This window comes from Hydrogenophaga sp. ZJX-1 (genome assembly GCF_048590325.1).
GTDB lineage: Bacteria > Pseudomonadota > Gammaproteobacteria > Burkholderiales > Burkholderiaceae_C > Hydrogenophaga.
Genome location: NZ_JBMBRA010000001.1, coordinates 440,489 through 456,244 on the forward strand (window position 1 = coordinate 440,489; position 15,756 = coordinate 456,244).

Annotated in this window: 15 protein-coding genes; 3 read left to right on the forward strand and 12 right to left on the reverse strand. The window is 68.6% G+C overall.

All coding sequences use genetic code 11. The features are described from left to right. Positions 1–25: 25 nt before the first annotated feature. Complete coding sequence (locus tag ACN5W5_RS02215; protein ID WP_420046965.1) at positions 26–577, reverse strand: hypothetical protein; 552 nt, start codon at positions 575–577, stop codon at positions 26–28. A 100-nt stretch (positions 578–677) separates the two neighbouring features. Further along, positions 678–1,394: a class I SAM-dependent methyltransferase gene (locus tag ACN5W5_RS02220; RefSeq protein WP_420046966.1), complete on the reverse strand. Its 717-nt coding sequence runs from the start codon at positions 1,392–1,394 to the stop codon at positions 678–680. Between the two features lie 53 nt (positions 1,395–1,447). Here ACN5W5_RS02220 and ACN5W5_RS02225 point away from each other — a divergent pair, with 53 nt between their 5' ends. After that, positions 1,448–2,320 (forward strand): LysR family transcriptional regulator, encoded by an 873-nt coding sequence (locus ACN5W5_RS02225; protein ID WP_420046967.1) that lies wholly within the window; start codon positions 1,448–1,450, stop codon positions 2,318–2,320. A 135-nt stretch (positions 2,321–2,455) separates the two neighbouring features. Here ACN5W5_RS02225 and ACN5W5_RS02230 read toward each other — a convergent pair whose 3' ends face one another. After that, positions 2,456–3,094 (reverse strand): FMN-binding negative transcriptional regulator, encoded by a 639-nt coding sequence (locus tag ACN5W5_RS02230; RefSeq protein ID WP_420046968.1) that lies wholly within the window; start codon positions 3,092–3,094, stop codon positions 2,456–2,458. 127 nt (positions 3,095–3,221) lie between these two features. On the opposite strand from ACN5W5_RS02230, the gene ACN5W5_RS02235 reads away from it, so the two are divergent. Beyond that, complete coding sequence (locus tag ACN5W5_RS02235; protein ID WP_420046969.1) at positions 3,222–4,067, forward strand: NYN domain-containing protein; 846 nt, start codon at positions 3,222–3,224, stop codon at positions 4,065–4,067. Positions 4,068–4,087: 20 nt separating this feature from the next. On the opposite strand, the gene ACN5W5_RS02240 is transcribed toward ACN5W5_RS02235, so the two are convergent. Continuing rightward, a complete protein-coding gene (locus ACN5W5_RS02240) occupies positions 4,088–4,954 on the reverse strand; it encodes a universal stress protein (protein ID WP_420046970.1) in 867 nt (288 codons plus the stop codon). A gap of 13 nt (positions 4,955–4,967) precedes the next feature. After that, on the reverse strand, positions 4,968–6,458 hold the full coding sequence (locus ACN5W5_RS02245; protein WP_420046971.1) for a SulP family inorganic anion transporter: 1,491 nt from the start codon (positions 6,456–6,458) through the stop codon (positions 4,968–4,970). A 625-nt stretch (positions 6,459–7,083) separates the two neighbouring features. Here ACN5W5_RS02245 and ACN5W5_RS02250 point away from each other — a divergent pair. After that, positions 7,084–8,625, forward strand: a complete 1,542-nt coding sequence (locus tag ACN5W5_RS02250) for a M28 family metallopeptidase (protein ID WP_420046972.1) — start codon at positions 7,084–7,086, stop codon at positions 8,623–8,625. Between the two features lie 70 nt (positions 8,626–8,695). Here ACN5W5_RS02250 and ACN5W5_RS02255 read toward each other — a convergent pair whose 3' ends face one another. From ACN5W5_RS02255 to ACN5W5_RS02285, 7 genes are all read right to left on the reverse strand, one after another. Then, on the reverse strand, positions 8,696–10,207 hold the full coding sequence (locus ACN5W5_RS02255; RefSeq protein WP_420046973.1) for a tripartite tricarboxylate transporter permease: 1,512 nt from the start codon (positions 10,205–10,207) through the stop codon (positions 8,696–8,698). Position 10,208: 1 nt separating this feature from the next. Continuing rightward, positions 10,209–10,655 carry a tripartite tricarboxylate transporter TctB family protein gene (locus tag ACN5W5_RS02260; protein ID WP_420046974.1) on the reverse strand — a complete coding sequence of 149 codons (447 nt, stop codon included), beginning with the start codon at positions 10,653–10,655 and terminating at the stop codon, positions 10,209–10,211. Between the two features lie 81 nt (positions 10,656–10,736). Further along, positions 10,737–11,726 carry a Bug family tripartite tricarboxylate transporter substrate binding protein gene (locus ACN5W5_RS02265; protein ID WP_420046975.1) on the reverse strand — a complete coding sequence of 330 codons (990 nt, stop codon included), beginning with the start codon at positions 11,724–11,726 and terminating at the stop codon, positions 10,737–10,739. 107 nt (positions 11,727–11,833) lie between these two features. After that, positions 11,834–13,255 (reverse strand): sensor histidine kinase, encoded by a 1,422-nt coding sequence (locus tag ACN5W5_RS02270; protein WP_420047427.1) that lies wholly within the window; start codon positions 13,253–13,255, stop codon positions 11,834–11,836. 2 nt (positions 13,256–13,257) lie between these two features. Next, complete coding sequence (locus ACN5W5_RS02275; protein WP_420046976.1) at positions 13,258–13,926, reverse strand: response regulator; 669 nt, start codon at positions 13,924–13,926, stop codon at positions 13,258–13,260. 20 nt (positions 13,927–13,946) lie between these two features. Beyond that, entirely contained in the window at positions 13,947–14,747 is an 801-nt protein-coding gene (locus tag ACN5W5_RS02280; protein ID WP_420046977.1) for an amidohydrolase family protein, read from the reverse strand. Then, positions 14,744–15,748 carry a tripartite tricarboxylate transporter substrate binding protein gene (locus ACN5W5_RS02285; RefSeq protein ID WP_177139026.1) on the reverse strand — a complete coding sequence of 335 codons (1,005 nt, stop codon included), beginning with the start codon at positions 15,746–15,748 and terminating at the stop codon, positions 14,744–14,746. The genes ACN5W5_RS02280 and ACN5W5_RS02285 overlap by 4 nt, the downstream gene beginning before the upstream one ends. Positions 15,749–15,756: the final 8 nt, after the last annotated feature.

Here is a 15,756-nt window from a genome sequence, read left to right on the forward strand (position 1 = left end):
AAAGGCTTCATGGGGTTCGCGGGGTTCAACGGACGAAGCAGTTGTCGGCGGGTACGGTGGCCAGGCTGGCCGACACCGCCGACAGCGAGGGCTGGATGGACGGAATCTCGTCGCCCAGCAGGCACAGCAGGGCCGGCGAGCGCAGCGTCCAGATGGCGCCGAAGCGGGTGCCGGTGACGGTTCGGAACACGCCCCAGTGCGCGGCCAGGCCCGCGCCCGCCTCGGACCGGTCGAAGCTCACGGCCCCCAGCTTTGAAGGGCCGGCCAGGCGCGAGACCCCGGCGCATTCGTTGCCGCCGAAGGTCAGCACCCCTTCGTGGTAGTCGAGCGTGTTCGCGCCGGTGACGCGGGCGCGCAGCATCTTCTTGAACGACTGCCCACCGGTCTTCACGCAGCCCTTCTGCACCCAGTCACCTTCGAGCGCCTCGATGGACGCCGACGGCGCGGTGCCGCCGGAGCCACCGTCGGGCGCGTCGTCGCCGCCCCCGCCGCAGGCGCCCAGGGCCAGGGCGGTGAGCACCATCAGCCAGGTGACGGGGCGGCGGGCAAAGCCGTGCAGCGGGTGAAGGCGTGGCATGAAAAAACTCCTGTGTCGGTCGGTGTGAAAAAACGCGGACGAACGCACGCCGGCAGGGCGAAGGAGGCCTCGCCTGGGTCGGTGTGCGGGGTAGGGAAACTCAGCCCGGCTTGCGGGCCACGATGAAGACGCGGATGTCCTTGCCCTTGGTGCCGTGGCGCTCGACCGCCTCGATCGCCAGGCCCTGGCGGACCATGGCGGCCTGCAGCGCTTCGGCGTCGAAGCACAGCACGTCGGGCGCCTTGCCGATGGCGCGCATCAGGGGAATCGCCAGCCAGGGAATCAGCGGATTCATCTCGGCGATGCAGGCGGTCTTGGAGATCAGACGGCCGCCCGGCCGCAAGGCCTGCACCACCGCACCCAGTGCGCCGTCCAGGTCGCTCACCAGATGCAGCAGGTTGAAGGCCAGCACCGCGTCGTACTCGCCGGGACGGGCCATCGGCGTGTCGGCGTCGGCCACCGCAAAGCTCAGCTGCGGCACCGGCTGCGCCGCCAGCTTCTCGCGGGCGATGGCAATCATGTGTGACGAGACGTCGGTGGCCAGCAGCCGCCCGGTGAACGGTGCCAGGCGCAGCGCGGTGCTGCCGGTGCCGCAACCGATCTCCAGCACCGCCTGCTTCATGGTCAGCAGGCCCTGCACACGCCGCAGCGTGGCCTCGTAACCCGGCATGTCCGCTATCGGGTCGGCCGCGTACTTGCGGGCGACGCGGTCCCAGAAGCGGGTCTTGCGGGCGGCCGGATCGCCGGCCTGTGGCAGGCGTGTGGTGTCGGTGGTCGGGGTAGTGGTGGAAAACGGCATGGGATGGATGCTATCCATGCATGGCACCGCAGGGAATCGCGGAAATTTGCAGTGGAGATATACATTCATGCATGGACAAAATCGACTGGAACCAGCTCAGGGCCTTTCTGGAAACCGCCGAAACCGGCTCGCTCTCGGCCGCCGCGCGCAAGCTGGGCCTGACCCAGCCCACCCTGAGCCGCCAGGTGGCCGCGATTGAACAGCGCATGGGCGTGACCTTGTTCGAACGCGTGGGCAAGGCGATGGCGCTCACCCCCACCGGGCTGGACCTGCTGGAACACGCGCGTGCCATGGGTGTGGCCGCGCAGGCCCTGAGCCTGGCCGCGACCGGTCGCTCGCAGGCGGTGGGCGGCGTGGTCTCGGTCTCGGCCACCGACATTGTCGCGGCCCACCTGCTGCCCCCGCTGGTGCGGCAACTGCGCGAGCAGGAACCGGGCATCGCCATCGAGGTGATTTCGTCGAATGCGCTGAGCGACCTGCTGCGGCGCGAGGCGGACATTGCGATCCGCCACGTCAAGCCCGAGCAGCCGGACCTGATCGCCCGGCTGATCCGCGAGGCGACGGCCAGCTTCTACGCGTCCGAAGACTGGGTGAAGATCCACGGCCACCCGCGCACCGCCGACGACGCGGTCCACCTGCCCTTCGTCGGTTCCGACCGCTCCGGCCAGTTCCTGGCCTACCTGCGCATGCACGGCCTGCCCCTGAGCGAAGCCAACTTCAGCAGCTATTCCGACCACTCGGTGGCGCACTGGGCGCTGGTGCGCCAGGGCATGGGCGTCGGCGCCATGATGGACGAGATCGCCCGCGACACCCCGGGCATGGTGCGCGTGCTCGAAGACCTGCCGCCGGTGCGCTTTCCGATCTGGCTGGTCTCCCACCGCGAACTGCGCACTTCGCGGCGGATTCGGGTGGTGTTCGAGGCGCTGGCACAAGGACTGGCTTGAGGCCACTGAGATCAGACGGAACCCTCAACGACCGTCACCCGGGTTTCCGGCCCCGACATCAAACAGGGGTTTCCCGTCCGAAGGCGCCACTCGCAACTTGCCACGGCCGCAGCTGGCCGACGCCTGCTGCACACCTCACGTCGCACCCGCCCCACGCATCGCCTCCGCCGCTTCCAGATTCCCCAACCCCGCCACCCCCGCCGCTGCGCCCAGCCGGTCGCGCTCTTCGCGGTTCTGGCCGAGCTTGGATTTGCCCACCAGGCGGGTGACTTCGATCTCGATGCCGACGATGGCCTGCAGCAGGCCGTTGATGAAATCCGGCGCCGAGTCGCCCATCTTCCAGGGCTGGGCCTGTTGTGCGCGCTGCTCGTGCTCGCGCGTGAGGCGCGCCACCAGGCCGCGCACGAAGCGTTCGTCGTCCACCACGCGCAGGCGGCCGTGGGCGTGCACCACCTGGTAGTTCCAGGTCGGCACGTGGCGGTGGTGTTCGGGCTTGCTGGGGTACCAGTTGGGCGAGATGTAGGCCTCGCTGGCCTGGAAGATCACCAGCACGTCGGCGCCGTCCGCCGGGACCTCGCGCCACACCGGGTTGGCGCGCGCCACGTGGGCGCGCAGCGTGCCGTGCGGGCCGGTGGCTGCGTCCAGTTCAAACGGAATGTGGTTGGCGTCCAGCCCGTTCGGACCGTGCGTGATGAGCGCGCCCAGCGGGTGTTCGCGCAGCACGCGTTGCAGTTCACCGGGGCGGCTTTCTTCGAACGGGGCGGGGATGTACATGGAGGGCCTCTGGGAACAGTGCTCAAACAGCACCCCGGCATTTTCGGCCCTTTGCGGCCGTGCGCGTTCGTCTGGACATGCGGGCCTGGCTGTGTACATTGCAGGTTCCACAAGGAGGTAGCAGCACATGCGGGTTTTTCTGATCGATGCCGACAACCTGTCTTCACCCGGCTGGGTGGACGAAGCCTTCAAGGCCCTCGAAACCGCCGAGGGCAGCCTCGCGGTGCGGCGGGCCTATGGCAGCGCCGAAAACCTCAAGGGCCTGGCCGACACGCTGCGCACCTGGGCCATCCGGCCGTTCGTGAACCTGTCGCTGAGCAAGAACACGACCGACATCGCGCTCGCCGCCGATGCGATGGCGTTCGCCTGCCAGCAGCCCGCGCCGGCCATGATCGTCATCGGCTCGGGCGATGCGGACTTTGTGCCGCTGGTGGTGCGGCTGCGGGAGCGCGGCATCCAGGTGGTCTGCGTCTCCGAGGCGAGCAAGATGGCGCCCGAAGCGGTGCCGGCCTACGACCGCGTGCTGTATGTCGGACCTGCGAGGTCCGCTCGAACGTCAGCGCCGTCGCCTGCACCAGCGGCAGCGCCCGCGAAGGCCCGCAGACCCGCGCCTGCGGTTGCGCCGGCCGCCAAACCCACAGAGAAGAAAGCACCAGCAAAAAAGGCTGCTGCCAAAAAGGAGGAGCCTGTGGCCCCACCCGCTTCGAAGGAACCAGCGCGCAAAACGGCCGCGAAGCCGGCCGCGCCTGCCGACGCCCTCACGGTGCCGCGCATCCTCGTGGCGGTACCGGCCCTCGAAGCCGGTGCCTGGCTGCCCCTGGGTGAAGTGGCCAAGGCGCTGCGCGATGGTGAGTTGCTGGGCAAGAGCGCGCTGTCGACGAAGCTGTTCAAGAAGTTTCCACACCACTTCGAACTCAGGCCCTCGAAGCAGCCCAACGAGGTTCGCTATGTGCCGGCCCAGGCTTCCGCCTGAGCGGAGCCGGGCGCGGGGGCTCAGCGCAGCAGCAGTGTGGGCACGCGCGCCGCGCGCAGCAGCTCGGTGGTCTTGCTGCCGGCCAACAGCTGGCGCAGCGGCGAGTGGGTGTAGGCGCCCATGATCAGCAGGTCGATGCCTTTGTCCTGGATGGCGTGGCCGATCACGGTTTCCGGGTCGCCCGGCTCGATCTCGGCCTCCACGCCGAAGCCGGCCTGCTCCAGCGTCTGGCGCGCCCATTCGATCTGCTTCGACCCCTCGCCAGATGGCTTGCCCGACATCAGCACGTGCACCGGCAGGCCTTTGAACAGTGGGCTGCTCGCCACCATCTCCACGCCCTTGCGCGTGATGGCGCTGCCGTCAAACGCGATCAGCACGCGCTCGGGCACCTTGAAGCCGTCGGTCACGGTGAGGATGGGGCGCTGCAGCGAGCGCACTGTCCATTCCACGTGGCGGCCCAGCTCGCGCTGGGTGGTGTCGGCCGAGGCGCCGCGTCGACCCAGCACGAAGAGGCGCACGCCTTCCTGCTGCTCGCTCAGGGTTTCTTCCAGATCGCCGTGGCGCTGGCGCGTGTCCACCGGGCTGGCGCCGGCGGCCAGCGCGCGCTCGCGCAGGCCTTGCAGGAAGCTGCGCGCCGCTTCGCGCTCGGCGCGGGTGCGGGCGGCGTCTTCTTCGCTCAGGTTTCTCAGCAGCACTTCTTGAGCATTGGCGCCGATGGCGCCGCTGTGGTCCTGCCCATGCTGGAGCTGCGGGTGGCGGTCGATCACGTGCAGGAATTCCAGTGGTGCGCTCATGCGCGCGGCGGCCCAGGCGGCGTAGTCGGCTACGTGTTGTGCATAGGGCGAGAGGTCCACGCAGGCCAGCACTTTGTTGTCTTGCGGTGTCATGGGGTGTTCCTGTTCAATGGCCGGTGATGAGGTCGGCGCCGTCCTTGTCGTGCACGGCGAATTTGTCCACCATGGTGGCGCTGGCTTCGTTCAGACCGATCACCTCCACCTCGGTGCCCTCGCGGCGGAACTTCAGCACCACCTTGTCGAGCGCGCTGATGGCGGTGATGTCCCAGAAGTGCGCGCGGCTGACGTCGATGCGCACCGTGTCCAGCACCTCCTTGTAGTCGAATCCGTTGGCGAAGCGTTCGGCGCTGGCGAAGAACACCTGGCCGGTGATGGTGTAGTTGCGGCTGCGGCCCTCGTCATCAGAATGCGAACGCACGCTCAGGATCTGCCCCACCTTGTGGGCGAAGAAAAAGCCCGAGAGCAGCACGCCCGTGAGCACGCCCTTGGCCAGGTCGTGCGTGGCCACGGTCACCACCACGGTGGCGATCATCACCGCGCTGGAGCTCCGGGGGAGCGCGCGCAGGTTGCGGATGGAAGCCCAGCTGAAGGTGCCGATGGACACCATGATCATGACGGCCACCAGCGCGGCCATGGGGATCTGCTTCACCCAGTCGCCCAGGAACACGACCAGGATCAGCAGCACCACACCGGCCACCAGGGTGGACAGGCGCCCGCGCCCGCCCGACTTCACGTTGATCACGCTCTGGCCGATCATGGCGCAGCCCGCCATGCCACCGATGAAGCCGGTGGCGATGTTGGCCACGCCCTGGCCCACGCATTCGCGGTTCTTGTCGCTCTTCGTGTCGGTGAACTCGTCCACGATGGTCGCGGTCATCAGCGATTCGAGCAGGCCCACCACCATCAGCGTGAGCGCGTAGGGCAGGATGATCCGGAGCGTGTCCCAGTTCAGCGGCACGTCGGGGAGCAGGAACACCGGCAGACTGTCGGGCAGCTCGCCCATGTCGCCCACGGTGCGGATGTCCAGGCCCATCCAGATCGAGAACGCCGTCAGCACCACGATGGTCACCAGCGGCGAGGGCACGGCTTTGGTGAGGAGCGGCAGGCCGTAGATGATGGCCAGGCCGGCGGCCGTCATGGCGTACACATGCCAGGTCACGCCGACGGTCTGCGGGTTCAGCTCGGGCAGCTGCGCCAGGAAGATCAGGATGGCCAGCGCGTTCACGAAACCCGTGACCACCGAGCGCGAGACGAAGCGCATCAGCACACCCAATTTCACCCAGCCCGCGATGACCTGCAGCACGCCGGTGAGTACTGTGGCCGCCAGCAGGTACTGCAGGCCGTGGTCCTTGACCAGCGAGGCGATCACCAGCGCCATGGCACCGGTGGCGGCGGAGATCATGCCGGGGCGCCCGCCCGCGAAGGCGATGATGGTGGCGATGGAGAACGAGGCGTACAGGCCCACCTTCGGGTCCACCCCCGCGATGATGGAAAAGGCGATGGCCTCGGGAATGAGCGCGAGCGCGACCACCAGACCGGCGAGCACATCGTTGCGGACGTTGGCGAACCAGTCCTGCTGGATTTTCTGGAATGACATGAGGCAAAAGCCCGGGCCGAGAGACCGGGGGCTGTCAAGGGAAAAGGGAGAGCCCCCGCGGGGGCGGAGGCAGACGTACAGCCAGCCGGGCAGGGCGCCCGGCGCGTCATCCGTCGCCGCTCAGGGCGGCGTGACCGAACAGAAATACCCGCGCGGCAGGCCGGCGCCACGGTAGGTCACCGTGGGCAGGGGCTGGATGAGGCGGGTTTGATGCATCGCCGCATTTTACCGACGGACTGGGTCTGGCATGTGAACCTGACGGTGGCAAGAGAGGGGGGCGCACAGCACGGGTTGATGCTAAGTGCGGAGGCACTGCATTCCGATGCCATTTCTTTGGGGGGCCCAAAGGCCTGAAGCACACCCCCGCGCCGGGCAGTGGTCCCGCTGCTGGAGGACGACGCATTGGCGCGACGCGACCCACCTAAATCGTGTCTTTCTGTAAGTGATCTTGGTGAGCCCCAGGGCACGGGAGTACGCTGCCCCTCCCCTCGTGGTCGGTATGGGCCGGGGAGCCAGTTGATCTGCGGCGGGAACCGATGGCGTCAACAACTCACAGGAGACGGACATGCAGAAGACCGGTACGAATGGTCGGAACCTGACCCGGGGACGGTGGAGCGCAACGGCCATGGCGGCCATGCTCGTGGTGGCTTGCGGTGGAGGTGGTGAGACGGGCAGCGGAGGAACGGACGACACCGCAATCGCCAAGCTGGCGACGACGGAGGCATCCTCCGCCGCGGGCGACTCCGCCAGTTGCTTCAACAGGGTCAACAACACGTTCTCGAAGCTGCTGGAGTGTGTGACGCTCGACGGGGTGAGGCGCCACCAGCAGGCCCTGCAGACCATCGCCGACGCGAACAACGGCATCCGCACTTCGGGTACACCAGGCTACGACGCTTCGGTGGCTTACGCGGTGCAGGTGCTGCGCGACGCGGGTTACCTGGTCACGGTGATGGACTTCCAGTTCCAGACCTTCATCGCGCTCTCGGCCACTGTGCTGGAGCAGGTGGCGCCCGGGCCGACGGCGCCGCTGGTCAACAACATCATGTCGTACTCCGGCAGCGGTGACGTGACCGCACCGGTGACGGCGCTGACACCAGCCCCGGGTGACGGCACACCGGGTTGCGAGGCCGCCGACTTCGCCGGTTTCCCGGCGGGGAACATCGCGCTCATCAGCCGGGGTAGCTGCACCTTCGCGCTCAAGGCCGCCAATGCCCATGCGGCCGGGGCCGTCGGGGTCGTGATCTACAACAACATTGCCGGGGATATCAACGGCACGCTGGGCGAAGCCTTCGCGCTGGACATCGGCGTCACCTCGGTCACACAGGCCCTCGGCCAGGAGCTGGCGGCGACGCCGGGTCTGGTGCTCCGGCTCAAGACCGACACCTTCCGCGGCCAGGCGACCACCAGCAACGTCATCGCGGAGTCGCGCGCCGGCGATCCGGGCAACGTGGTGATGGTGGGTGCGCACCTCGACACGGTCAACGAAGGCCCGGGCATCAACGACAACGGCTCGGGGGTCGCCGCGATCCTGGAGACCGCGGTGCAGATGGCCAAGGTCAAGCCCCGCAACAAGCTGCGCTTTGCGCTGTGGGGTGCGGAAGAGTCGGGCCTGGTCGGGTCCACGAACTACGTGGAAGGGCTGTCCCAGACCGAGAAGGACAGCATTGCGCTGTACCTGAACTTCGACATGATCGGTTCGCCCAACCACGTGTTCTTCGTCTACGACGGCGACGACTCGGACGCTACGGGTGAAGGCCCCGGCCCGGGCGGATCGGACCAGATCGAGAAGGCGTTCGAGTCCTTCTACATGCAGCGCGGCGTGCCGTTCAAGGGCACGGACTTCGACGGGCGCTCCGACTACCGGGCCTTCATCCAGAACCTGATCCCGGCCGGCGGCCTGTTCACCGGCGCCGAGGGCATCAAGACGGCCGCCGAGGCCGCGAGCTGGGGCGGCACCGCGGGCCAGGCCTACGACCCGTGCTACCACCAGGCCTGCGACACCTTCTCCAACAACAACGACACGGCGCTCGACGTGAACGCCGATGCGGTGGCCTACACCACGCTGCTGTTCTCGATGAACACATCGACCGTGAACGACCAGCGCGGCAAGGGCAACTTCCGGATGCCGGCGCTCCGGCCGATCCAGCCGCCACCGGTGCCGAACTGACCGGGCTTTGAAAAACCCCCTGCCGGCCATGCGGCCGGCAGGGGGCGAGTGGTACGGACAGGCGGCCGCTTCAAACCGCCGCCACCCCGGTCCCGCGCCGTCCGGCCAGCAGGCGCAGACCCAGCGGCACCACCAGCATCAGCGCCGCTGCCACCCACAGCCCGACCGAGATCGGGCTGCCCACCAGGATGCCCGCGTCGCCGTTGCTGATGGACAGCGCGCGGCGCAGGTTCTGTTCCATCATGTCGCCGAGCACGAAGCCCAGGATCAGCGGTGCCATCGGAATGCCCTGCTTGCGCAGCAGGTAGGCGGCGAAGCCGAGCACAGTCATCAGCACCAGGTCGAAGGTGGTGGCGTGCACCGCGTACACGCCCACGCTGCTGACCGCCACGATGCCGGGCACCAGCAGCCAGTTGGGCACGCTCAGCACCTTGGTGAACACGCCCACGAGCGGGATGTTGAGCACCAGCAGGATCACGTTGGCCAGGAACAGCGAGGCGATCAGGCCCCACACCAGATCGGGCTGCTGGGTGAACAGGGCCGGGCCGGGCGTGATGTTGTAGAGCGAGAGCGCGCCCACCATCACCGCCGTGGTGCCCGAGCCGGGCACGCCCAGCGTGAGCATGGGCACGAAGGAGCCGGTGGCGGCCGAGTTGTTGGCCGCCTCGGGCGCGGCCACGCCGCGGATGTCGCCCTGGCCGAAGGTGCCTTCGGTATCGGTCAGGCTCTTCTCCATGGAGTAGGTCATGGCGCTGGCGATGGTGGCGCCCGCGCCGGGCAGCACGCCCACCGCAAAGCCCACCACGCTGGAGCGCAGCGTGCCCCACCAGGTGGCCTTGAGTTCCAGCCAGTTGAACAGCATGCGGCCGGTCTGCGTGACCATGCCTGCGTTGCTGTGGTGTTGCTGCAGCATGAGCAGCAGTTCGCTGATGGAGAACACGCCGATGACGACCACCACGAACTGGATGCCGTCGGACAGGTGGATGTCGCCGCCGGTGAAGCGGTAGACGCCGGAGTTGGAGTCCAGCCCCACGCAGGACATCGAGAGGCCGATGAGCGCGGCCAGCCCGGCCTTGACCGGCGCGTCGCCCATCAGCCCGGCGATGCAGGCGAAAGCGAAACACATGAGCGCGAAGTACTCGGCCGGACCGAACGACAGCGCCCAGCTCGCCAGCAGCGGCGCCATCAGCACGATGCCGATGGTGGCCACCAGCGAGCCCACGAACGAGCTCCAGGCCGATATCGACAGCGCCACGCCGCCCAGGCCTTTGCGTGCCATGGGGTAACCGTCCAGTGCGGTCATGATCGCGCCCGCATCGCCCGGCACGTTGAGCAGGATGGACGAGATGCGCCCGCCGTATTCGCAGCCGATGTAGACGGCGGCCAGCAAGATGAGCGAGGTCTCGGGCGGCAGCTTCATGGCAAAGGCCAGCGGCATCAGGATGGCCACGCCGTTGATCGGCCCCAGGCCGGGCAGCAGACCGACGATGGTGCCGATGAAGCAGCCCATGGCGGCGATCAGCAGGTTGGTCGGGCTCAGCGCGACGCCAAAGCCCAATACCAGGTGTTGCAAGGTGTCCATGTCAGCTCCCTCCGAGAAGGGCGGACAGCGGGCCGGTGGGCAGCACCACGTCCAGCACCTTGTCGAACAGCAGGAACAGCACCCCGCCCAGTGCGGCGCCACCAGCCAGCGACTGTTTCCAGCTGCCACCGAACGCCATGCCCACCGGCAGCGCCATCAGCGCCGTGGCCAGTGCAAAGCCCAGCCACTGGAACAGCAGCGCATACGCCAGCACGGCGGCCGCGCACAGGGCGGTGGCCTTCCAGGGCACGCCGCGAAAGGCCTCGGCCCCAGCCGTGGGGCGCAGCACCAGCCACAGGCCACACAGGCCCAGGCCGACGGACAGCAGCAGCGGAAACGCGCGCGGGCCGACGGGTTCGTAAGAGATGGCGGCGGCGTAGTCTTGCGCGGCCCAGGACATGGCGGCGGACGCGACAACACACACCGCACCGAGCAGGCGGTCACTCATGGTGGTACTCCAGTGAGGGAGGGAGACGAACGGGCCACCGCAGAGGGTGGCACCGCGAAGCGGGGCCGAAGCCCCGCCGGGTCACTTGGCCGGGACGACGTTCAAGCCGAACTCTTCGGCCAGCTTGCGGTAGCCGGCCACCTGCTTCTTGACGTAGGCGTCCAGCGGCGCGCCGGTCAGGGCCATGGGGAACAGGCCGCGCTCGCTGCGCAGCTTGTCGTAGGCGGGCGTGGCCATCAGCTGGGTGAAGGTGTCCGCCCAGACCTTGTAGTCGGCGTCGCTCACCTTGGGGCCGACGTAGAAGCCGCGCACGATGGGCCATTCCACGTCGTAGCCCTGTTCGGCGGCGGTGGGGATGCTGGCCATGTCGCCCGTCAGGCGTTTGTCGTTCATCACCGCCAGGATGCGGATTTTGGCGCCTGCTTTTTGCTGCTGCTGGGCTTCGGCCGCGTCGCCGGTGAACACGTGGATGTGGCCGCCCTGCAGCGCGGTCAGTGCCTCGCCGCCGCCTTCAAAGGCCACGTAACGCATGGTCTTGGGGTTCACGCCGCCGGCGCGCGCGGTCAGCGCGGCCTTCATCCAGTCCTGGCTGCCCACGGTGCCACCGGCACCCAGCACCACCTTGGCGGGGTCGGCCTTGATGGCGGCCATCACATCCTTGAGGGTCTTGTAGGGCGAGTTCTCGGCCACGACCACGGCGCCGTAGTCGGTGCCGATGGCGGCGAGCCAGCGCACGTCGTTCTCGGTGTAACGGCCGAACTTGCCCTGGGCCAGGTTCAGCAGCGAGCCGCCCGAGAACGCGACGATGGCGTTGGCCGCGTCGGGCTTCTGCGCGATCACGGTGTTGTAGGCCACGGCGCCGATGCCGCCGGGCATGTAGGTCACGCGCATCGGGTCGGCGATGAACTTGCCCTCCTGCAGCGCGCTCTGCACCAGCTTGCAGGTGAGGTCGAAACCGCCGCCGGGTTTGGCCGGGGCGATGCACTCGGTTTTTTCCAGGGCGCCAGCGGCGAATGTGCTGAAGGCGCTGGCCGAGACGGCGGCGGCGATGAACTTGGACGTGATGCTCATGAAAATGTCTCCTCGAAGGGGTGAAATCCTCGCAACGGGTCTGTTGCGATGAGGGCACTGTAGAAAAAGCGCACTTTCAGACCGCTTTCAGGCCAGAGGCGAATTTTTCAGGGTTTACCCGCATGAGACGACGGGGCACCGGTGCCGGCCAGTTCCATCGTGACGGCCAGCCCGCGCCACTCGGGCCCGGCGCTCACCCGCATCTCGCCGCCGTGGCGTTGTGCCACGGTGCGCGCTATCGCCAGCCCCAGACCGGAGCCGGGCAGTTGGCCCTGGCGGCCACGGAAGAAGCGCTCGCCGGCGCGCGCCAGTTCCTCGGGCGGCAGGCCCGGGCCGTCGTCGACCACGCTGAAGCGCACATGGCGCCCATCGGCGGCCACGGCCAGCGTCACGTGGCAACCCGCGCCGCCGTGGCGGATGGCGTTGTGCAGCAGGTTGGACAGGGCTTCCTTCAGCAGGCCGGGCTCGCCGCGAAAGGGCAGCGTGGCCATGGGCGCGGCCAGGCCCAGGTCCACCCCCTGCTCGCGTGCCAGCGGCCACCAGCGGCGCACCAGGTCTTCGGCCAGCACCACGGCGTCCAGCGCTTCGGGTTCGGGCGCGGCGCTGTCGGCCTTGGCCAGCGAGAGCATCTGGTTGGTCTGGCGGATGGTTTCGTCCAGCTGCTGGCGGATGTTGTCCATCACCTCGCGCTGGGCGGCGGGGTCGGCCTCGCGCTGGGCATAGGCCACCTGCGTGGCCAGCGTGGTCAGCGGCGTGCGCAGCTGGTGCGAGGCGTCGTCCACGAACTGGCGGCGCGCTTCGGTCTGTTCGCGGTTGCGTTCGATGTGGTGGTTGAGGGCGCCCACCAGCGGCAGCAGCTCGGCGGGCACGCCATCGCTGTCCATCGGGGTGAGGTCTTGCGGGGCTCGGGCTTCGACGTCCTGGCGCAGGCGGGCCAGCGGGCGCATGGCCCAGGCGATGGCCAGACCGAACAAGGTGCTGGCCACGAACACCAGCAGGAAGTCGCGCGCCACCGACTGCAGCACCAGGCTGCGCTGGAAACCGGTGCGGGCCTCCAGTGTTTCGGCCACCTGGATCACCACCCGCTGCGGCCCCGCCTGGCCGGCCAGCGGCGTGGCCAGTTCACGCGCGTAGCTGCCCACGCGCACCGGCTCGCCAAAGTACACACCCTCGTGAAACTGCGGCTTGCCCGAGAGCAGGGGCTTGGGCGGCGGCGGCAGGTCGGAACTGCCGATCTCGACCAGCCCGTCTTCGGTGGCCACGCGGTAGTACACCTGCCCGTTGGCGGTGAGTTCGAAGAATTCGAGCATGCGGTAGGGCAGCTCCACGCCCAGGCCGCCGCTGGCGGTGGAGATGCTGGAGTCGATGGACTTGACCGCGCCGAGCAGGGAGCGGTCGTAGGCGGCGTCGGCCGCTTCGCTGGCGGTGCGCCAGGCCAGCCAGAGTTCGGCCGAAAACACCAGCAGCAGGCCCGGCACCAGCACCACGAGCAGCATGCGGCGGATGCTGCCGCCCAGCCAGCGCGGCATTTTCACGGCGGGCATTCCAGCAGGTAGCCCATGCCGCGCAGGGTGGTGATGCGCACCGGCGAGGATTCGAGCCGCTTGCGCAGGCGGTGCACCAGCACCTCGATGGCTTCGGGGTTCACGTCCTGCTCGTCGGAGAACACGCGTTCCACCAGTTCGCGCTTGGACAGGGCTTCGCCGCTGTGCTGGATCAGCGCGCGCAGCAGCGCGTGTTCGCGCGGGGTGAGGGAAAGCGGCTCGTGTTGCAGGCGGAACTGTTTGGTGGCGCTGTCGTAGCCCAGCGGCCCGCAGGCAAAGCGCGGGTGTTCGTTGCCCCGCGAGCGGCGGATCAGCGCGATCAGGCGCGCTTCGAGTTCACTCACTTCGAAGGGCTTGGCCAGGAAGTCGTCGGCGCCGCCGTGCAGGCAGCTCACGCGCTCCATGAGCGAATCGCGCGCGGTGAGGATGAGCACGGGCAGGCGCTGATCGGCCTCGCGCAGGTCGGTCAGCACATCGTGCCCGCCCAGGCCGGGCAGGCCGAGGTCGAGGATGAGCGCGTCGTACTTCGTGGCCTTGAGGCTGCGCCGCACCAGGCGGCCGTCGTTCACCCAGTCGACCTGGAAGTCGTTCTGTGCGAGCGCCTTGACCAGCCAGGTGCCCAGTTCGGTTTCATCTTCGGCGAGCAGGATGCGCATGGCCTCAGTCTCGCGGGTGTTCAGGCGTAGAGCAAGGCGCCGGCCCTGCGCACGGCGGCGGCGCGGGACGCGCCGAGGACTTGCACCACCGGCTGCCAGAGGCTGTCGTAGGGCGGCAGGGCGTCGTGCTCGAAGGCGGTGTGCGGCCAGTCGGACCCCCAGACGAGATGTTCGCCCATGAGAGCGGCCACGCGACCGATGTGGCTTTGCAAGGCCTCGTAGGGCGCGCTGGCCTGCAGCCGGTACCAGCCCGAGAGCTTGACCCACGCGCCCTGTGCAGCCACGCGTTCCAGGGAGGCCCAGGCGGGATCGGCGGCGCTGATGCCCGCGTGCAGGCCGGCCAGGTGGTCGAGCACGGCGGTGAGGCCACTGCCTTCGTGCAGGCCCGCGATGGCGGCCAACTGGTCGGCCCGGGCGTACCACTGCACATGCCAGCCACGTGCTTTCAGCCGGGGAGCGAGGGCACGAAAAGCCTCGGGGCCGTTGCCCACCGGTGATACCAGGTTGAAGCGCACGCCGCGCACGCCGAGCCGGTGCATGGTGTCGAGTTCGGCGTCGGTGACGGCGGTGTCCACCACCGCGACACCCCGGTGACGGCCCGGCTCGCGGGCCAGCGCCCGCAGGATCAGGCCGTTGTCGGTGCCATAGACGCTGGGTTGCACCAGCACGAGATGGCCCATGCCCAGTGCCGTGGCGGTGTGCTCGATCTCGGGCAGGTCGCGCAGCACCGGCTGGTAGTGGCCGGCCTGTGCCGGGTGCGTGGGGTCGAACACATGCACATGGCAGTCCCAGCCATCCGCAGGGGTGTGGTGCGCGTTCATCCGGTGGTGATGTTCCGTTCCTTGATCACCTTGGCCCACAGCGCCTGCTGCGCGGCGATGAACTTGCCCGCGCTCTGCTGGCTGGCGTCGGCAAACACGTCGCCGCCGAGCTGGCGGATGCGGCCGAGCACCTCGGCGTCTTCCAGCGCCTTGCGGATGGCCGCGACCAGCGTGGCCTTCACATCGGCGGCCATGCCGGCCGGTCCGAGGATGGGGTTCCACTCCAGCACCTCGTAGCCGCTGACGCCGGCCTCGGCCATGGTGGGCACGTCGGGCAGGGAACGGGCGCGCAGCGTGCTGGTGACGGCGAGCGGACGCAGCTTGCCCGCCTTGATGTGGCCCAGCGACGAAGCCACGTTGGCAAAGAACAGCGGCACCTGGCCACCCATCACATCGTTCATGGCGGGGCCGCCGCCGCGGTAGGCCACGTGGGTCAGCGTCACGCCGGCGCGCTGCTCGAACAAGGCGCCGGCCAGGTGCTGGGCCGAGCCGTTGCCCGACGAGGCGTAGTTCAACGGACCGGCCTTGGCCAGGCGGATCACGTCTTTCACGCTCTTTGCCTCGAAGCTCGGCGTGCACACCAGCACGTTGGGGAAGGTCGCCAGCACCGCCAGCGGTGTGAACGCGGTGGCGGCGTTGTAGGGCAGCTTGGGAAAGAGCGAGGGCGTGACGGCAAACGACGAGGCGTCGAGCAGCAGCACGCTGCCGTCGGCCGCGGCGCGCGCCACATGCCCGGCCGCCAGCTGCCCGCTGGCACCGGCCTTGTTTTCCACCACCACGGTCTGGCCGAGCGCGGCCTCCAGCCGGGGCGCGATGGTGCGGGCCATGAGGTCGGCACCACCACCGGGCGGATACGACACGATCAGCGTGATCGGCTTGCCGCCAGCGATCTTGCCTTGCGCGTGCGCGCCGATCCAGGGGGCTGCCAGAGTCGCGCCCGCCGCCGTGATGAGAGTGCGGCGCGAGAGCCGGACGTCGATGGGAATGCAGATCTTGGTCATGGTGTCTC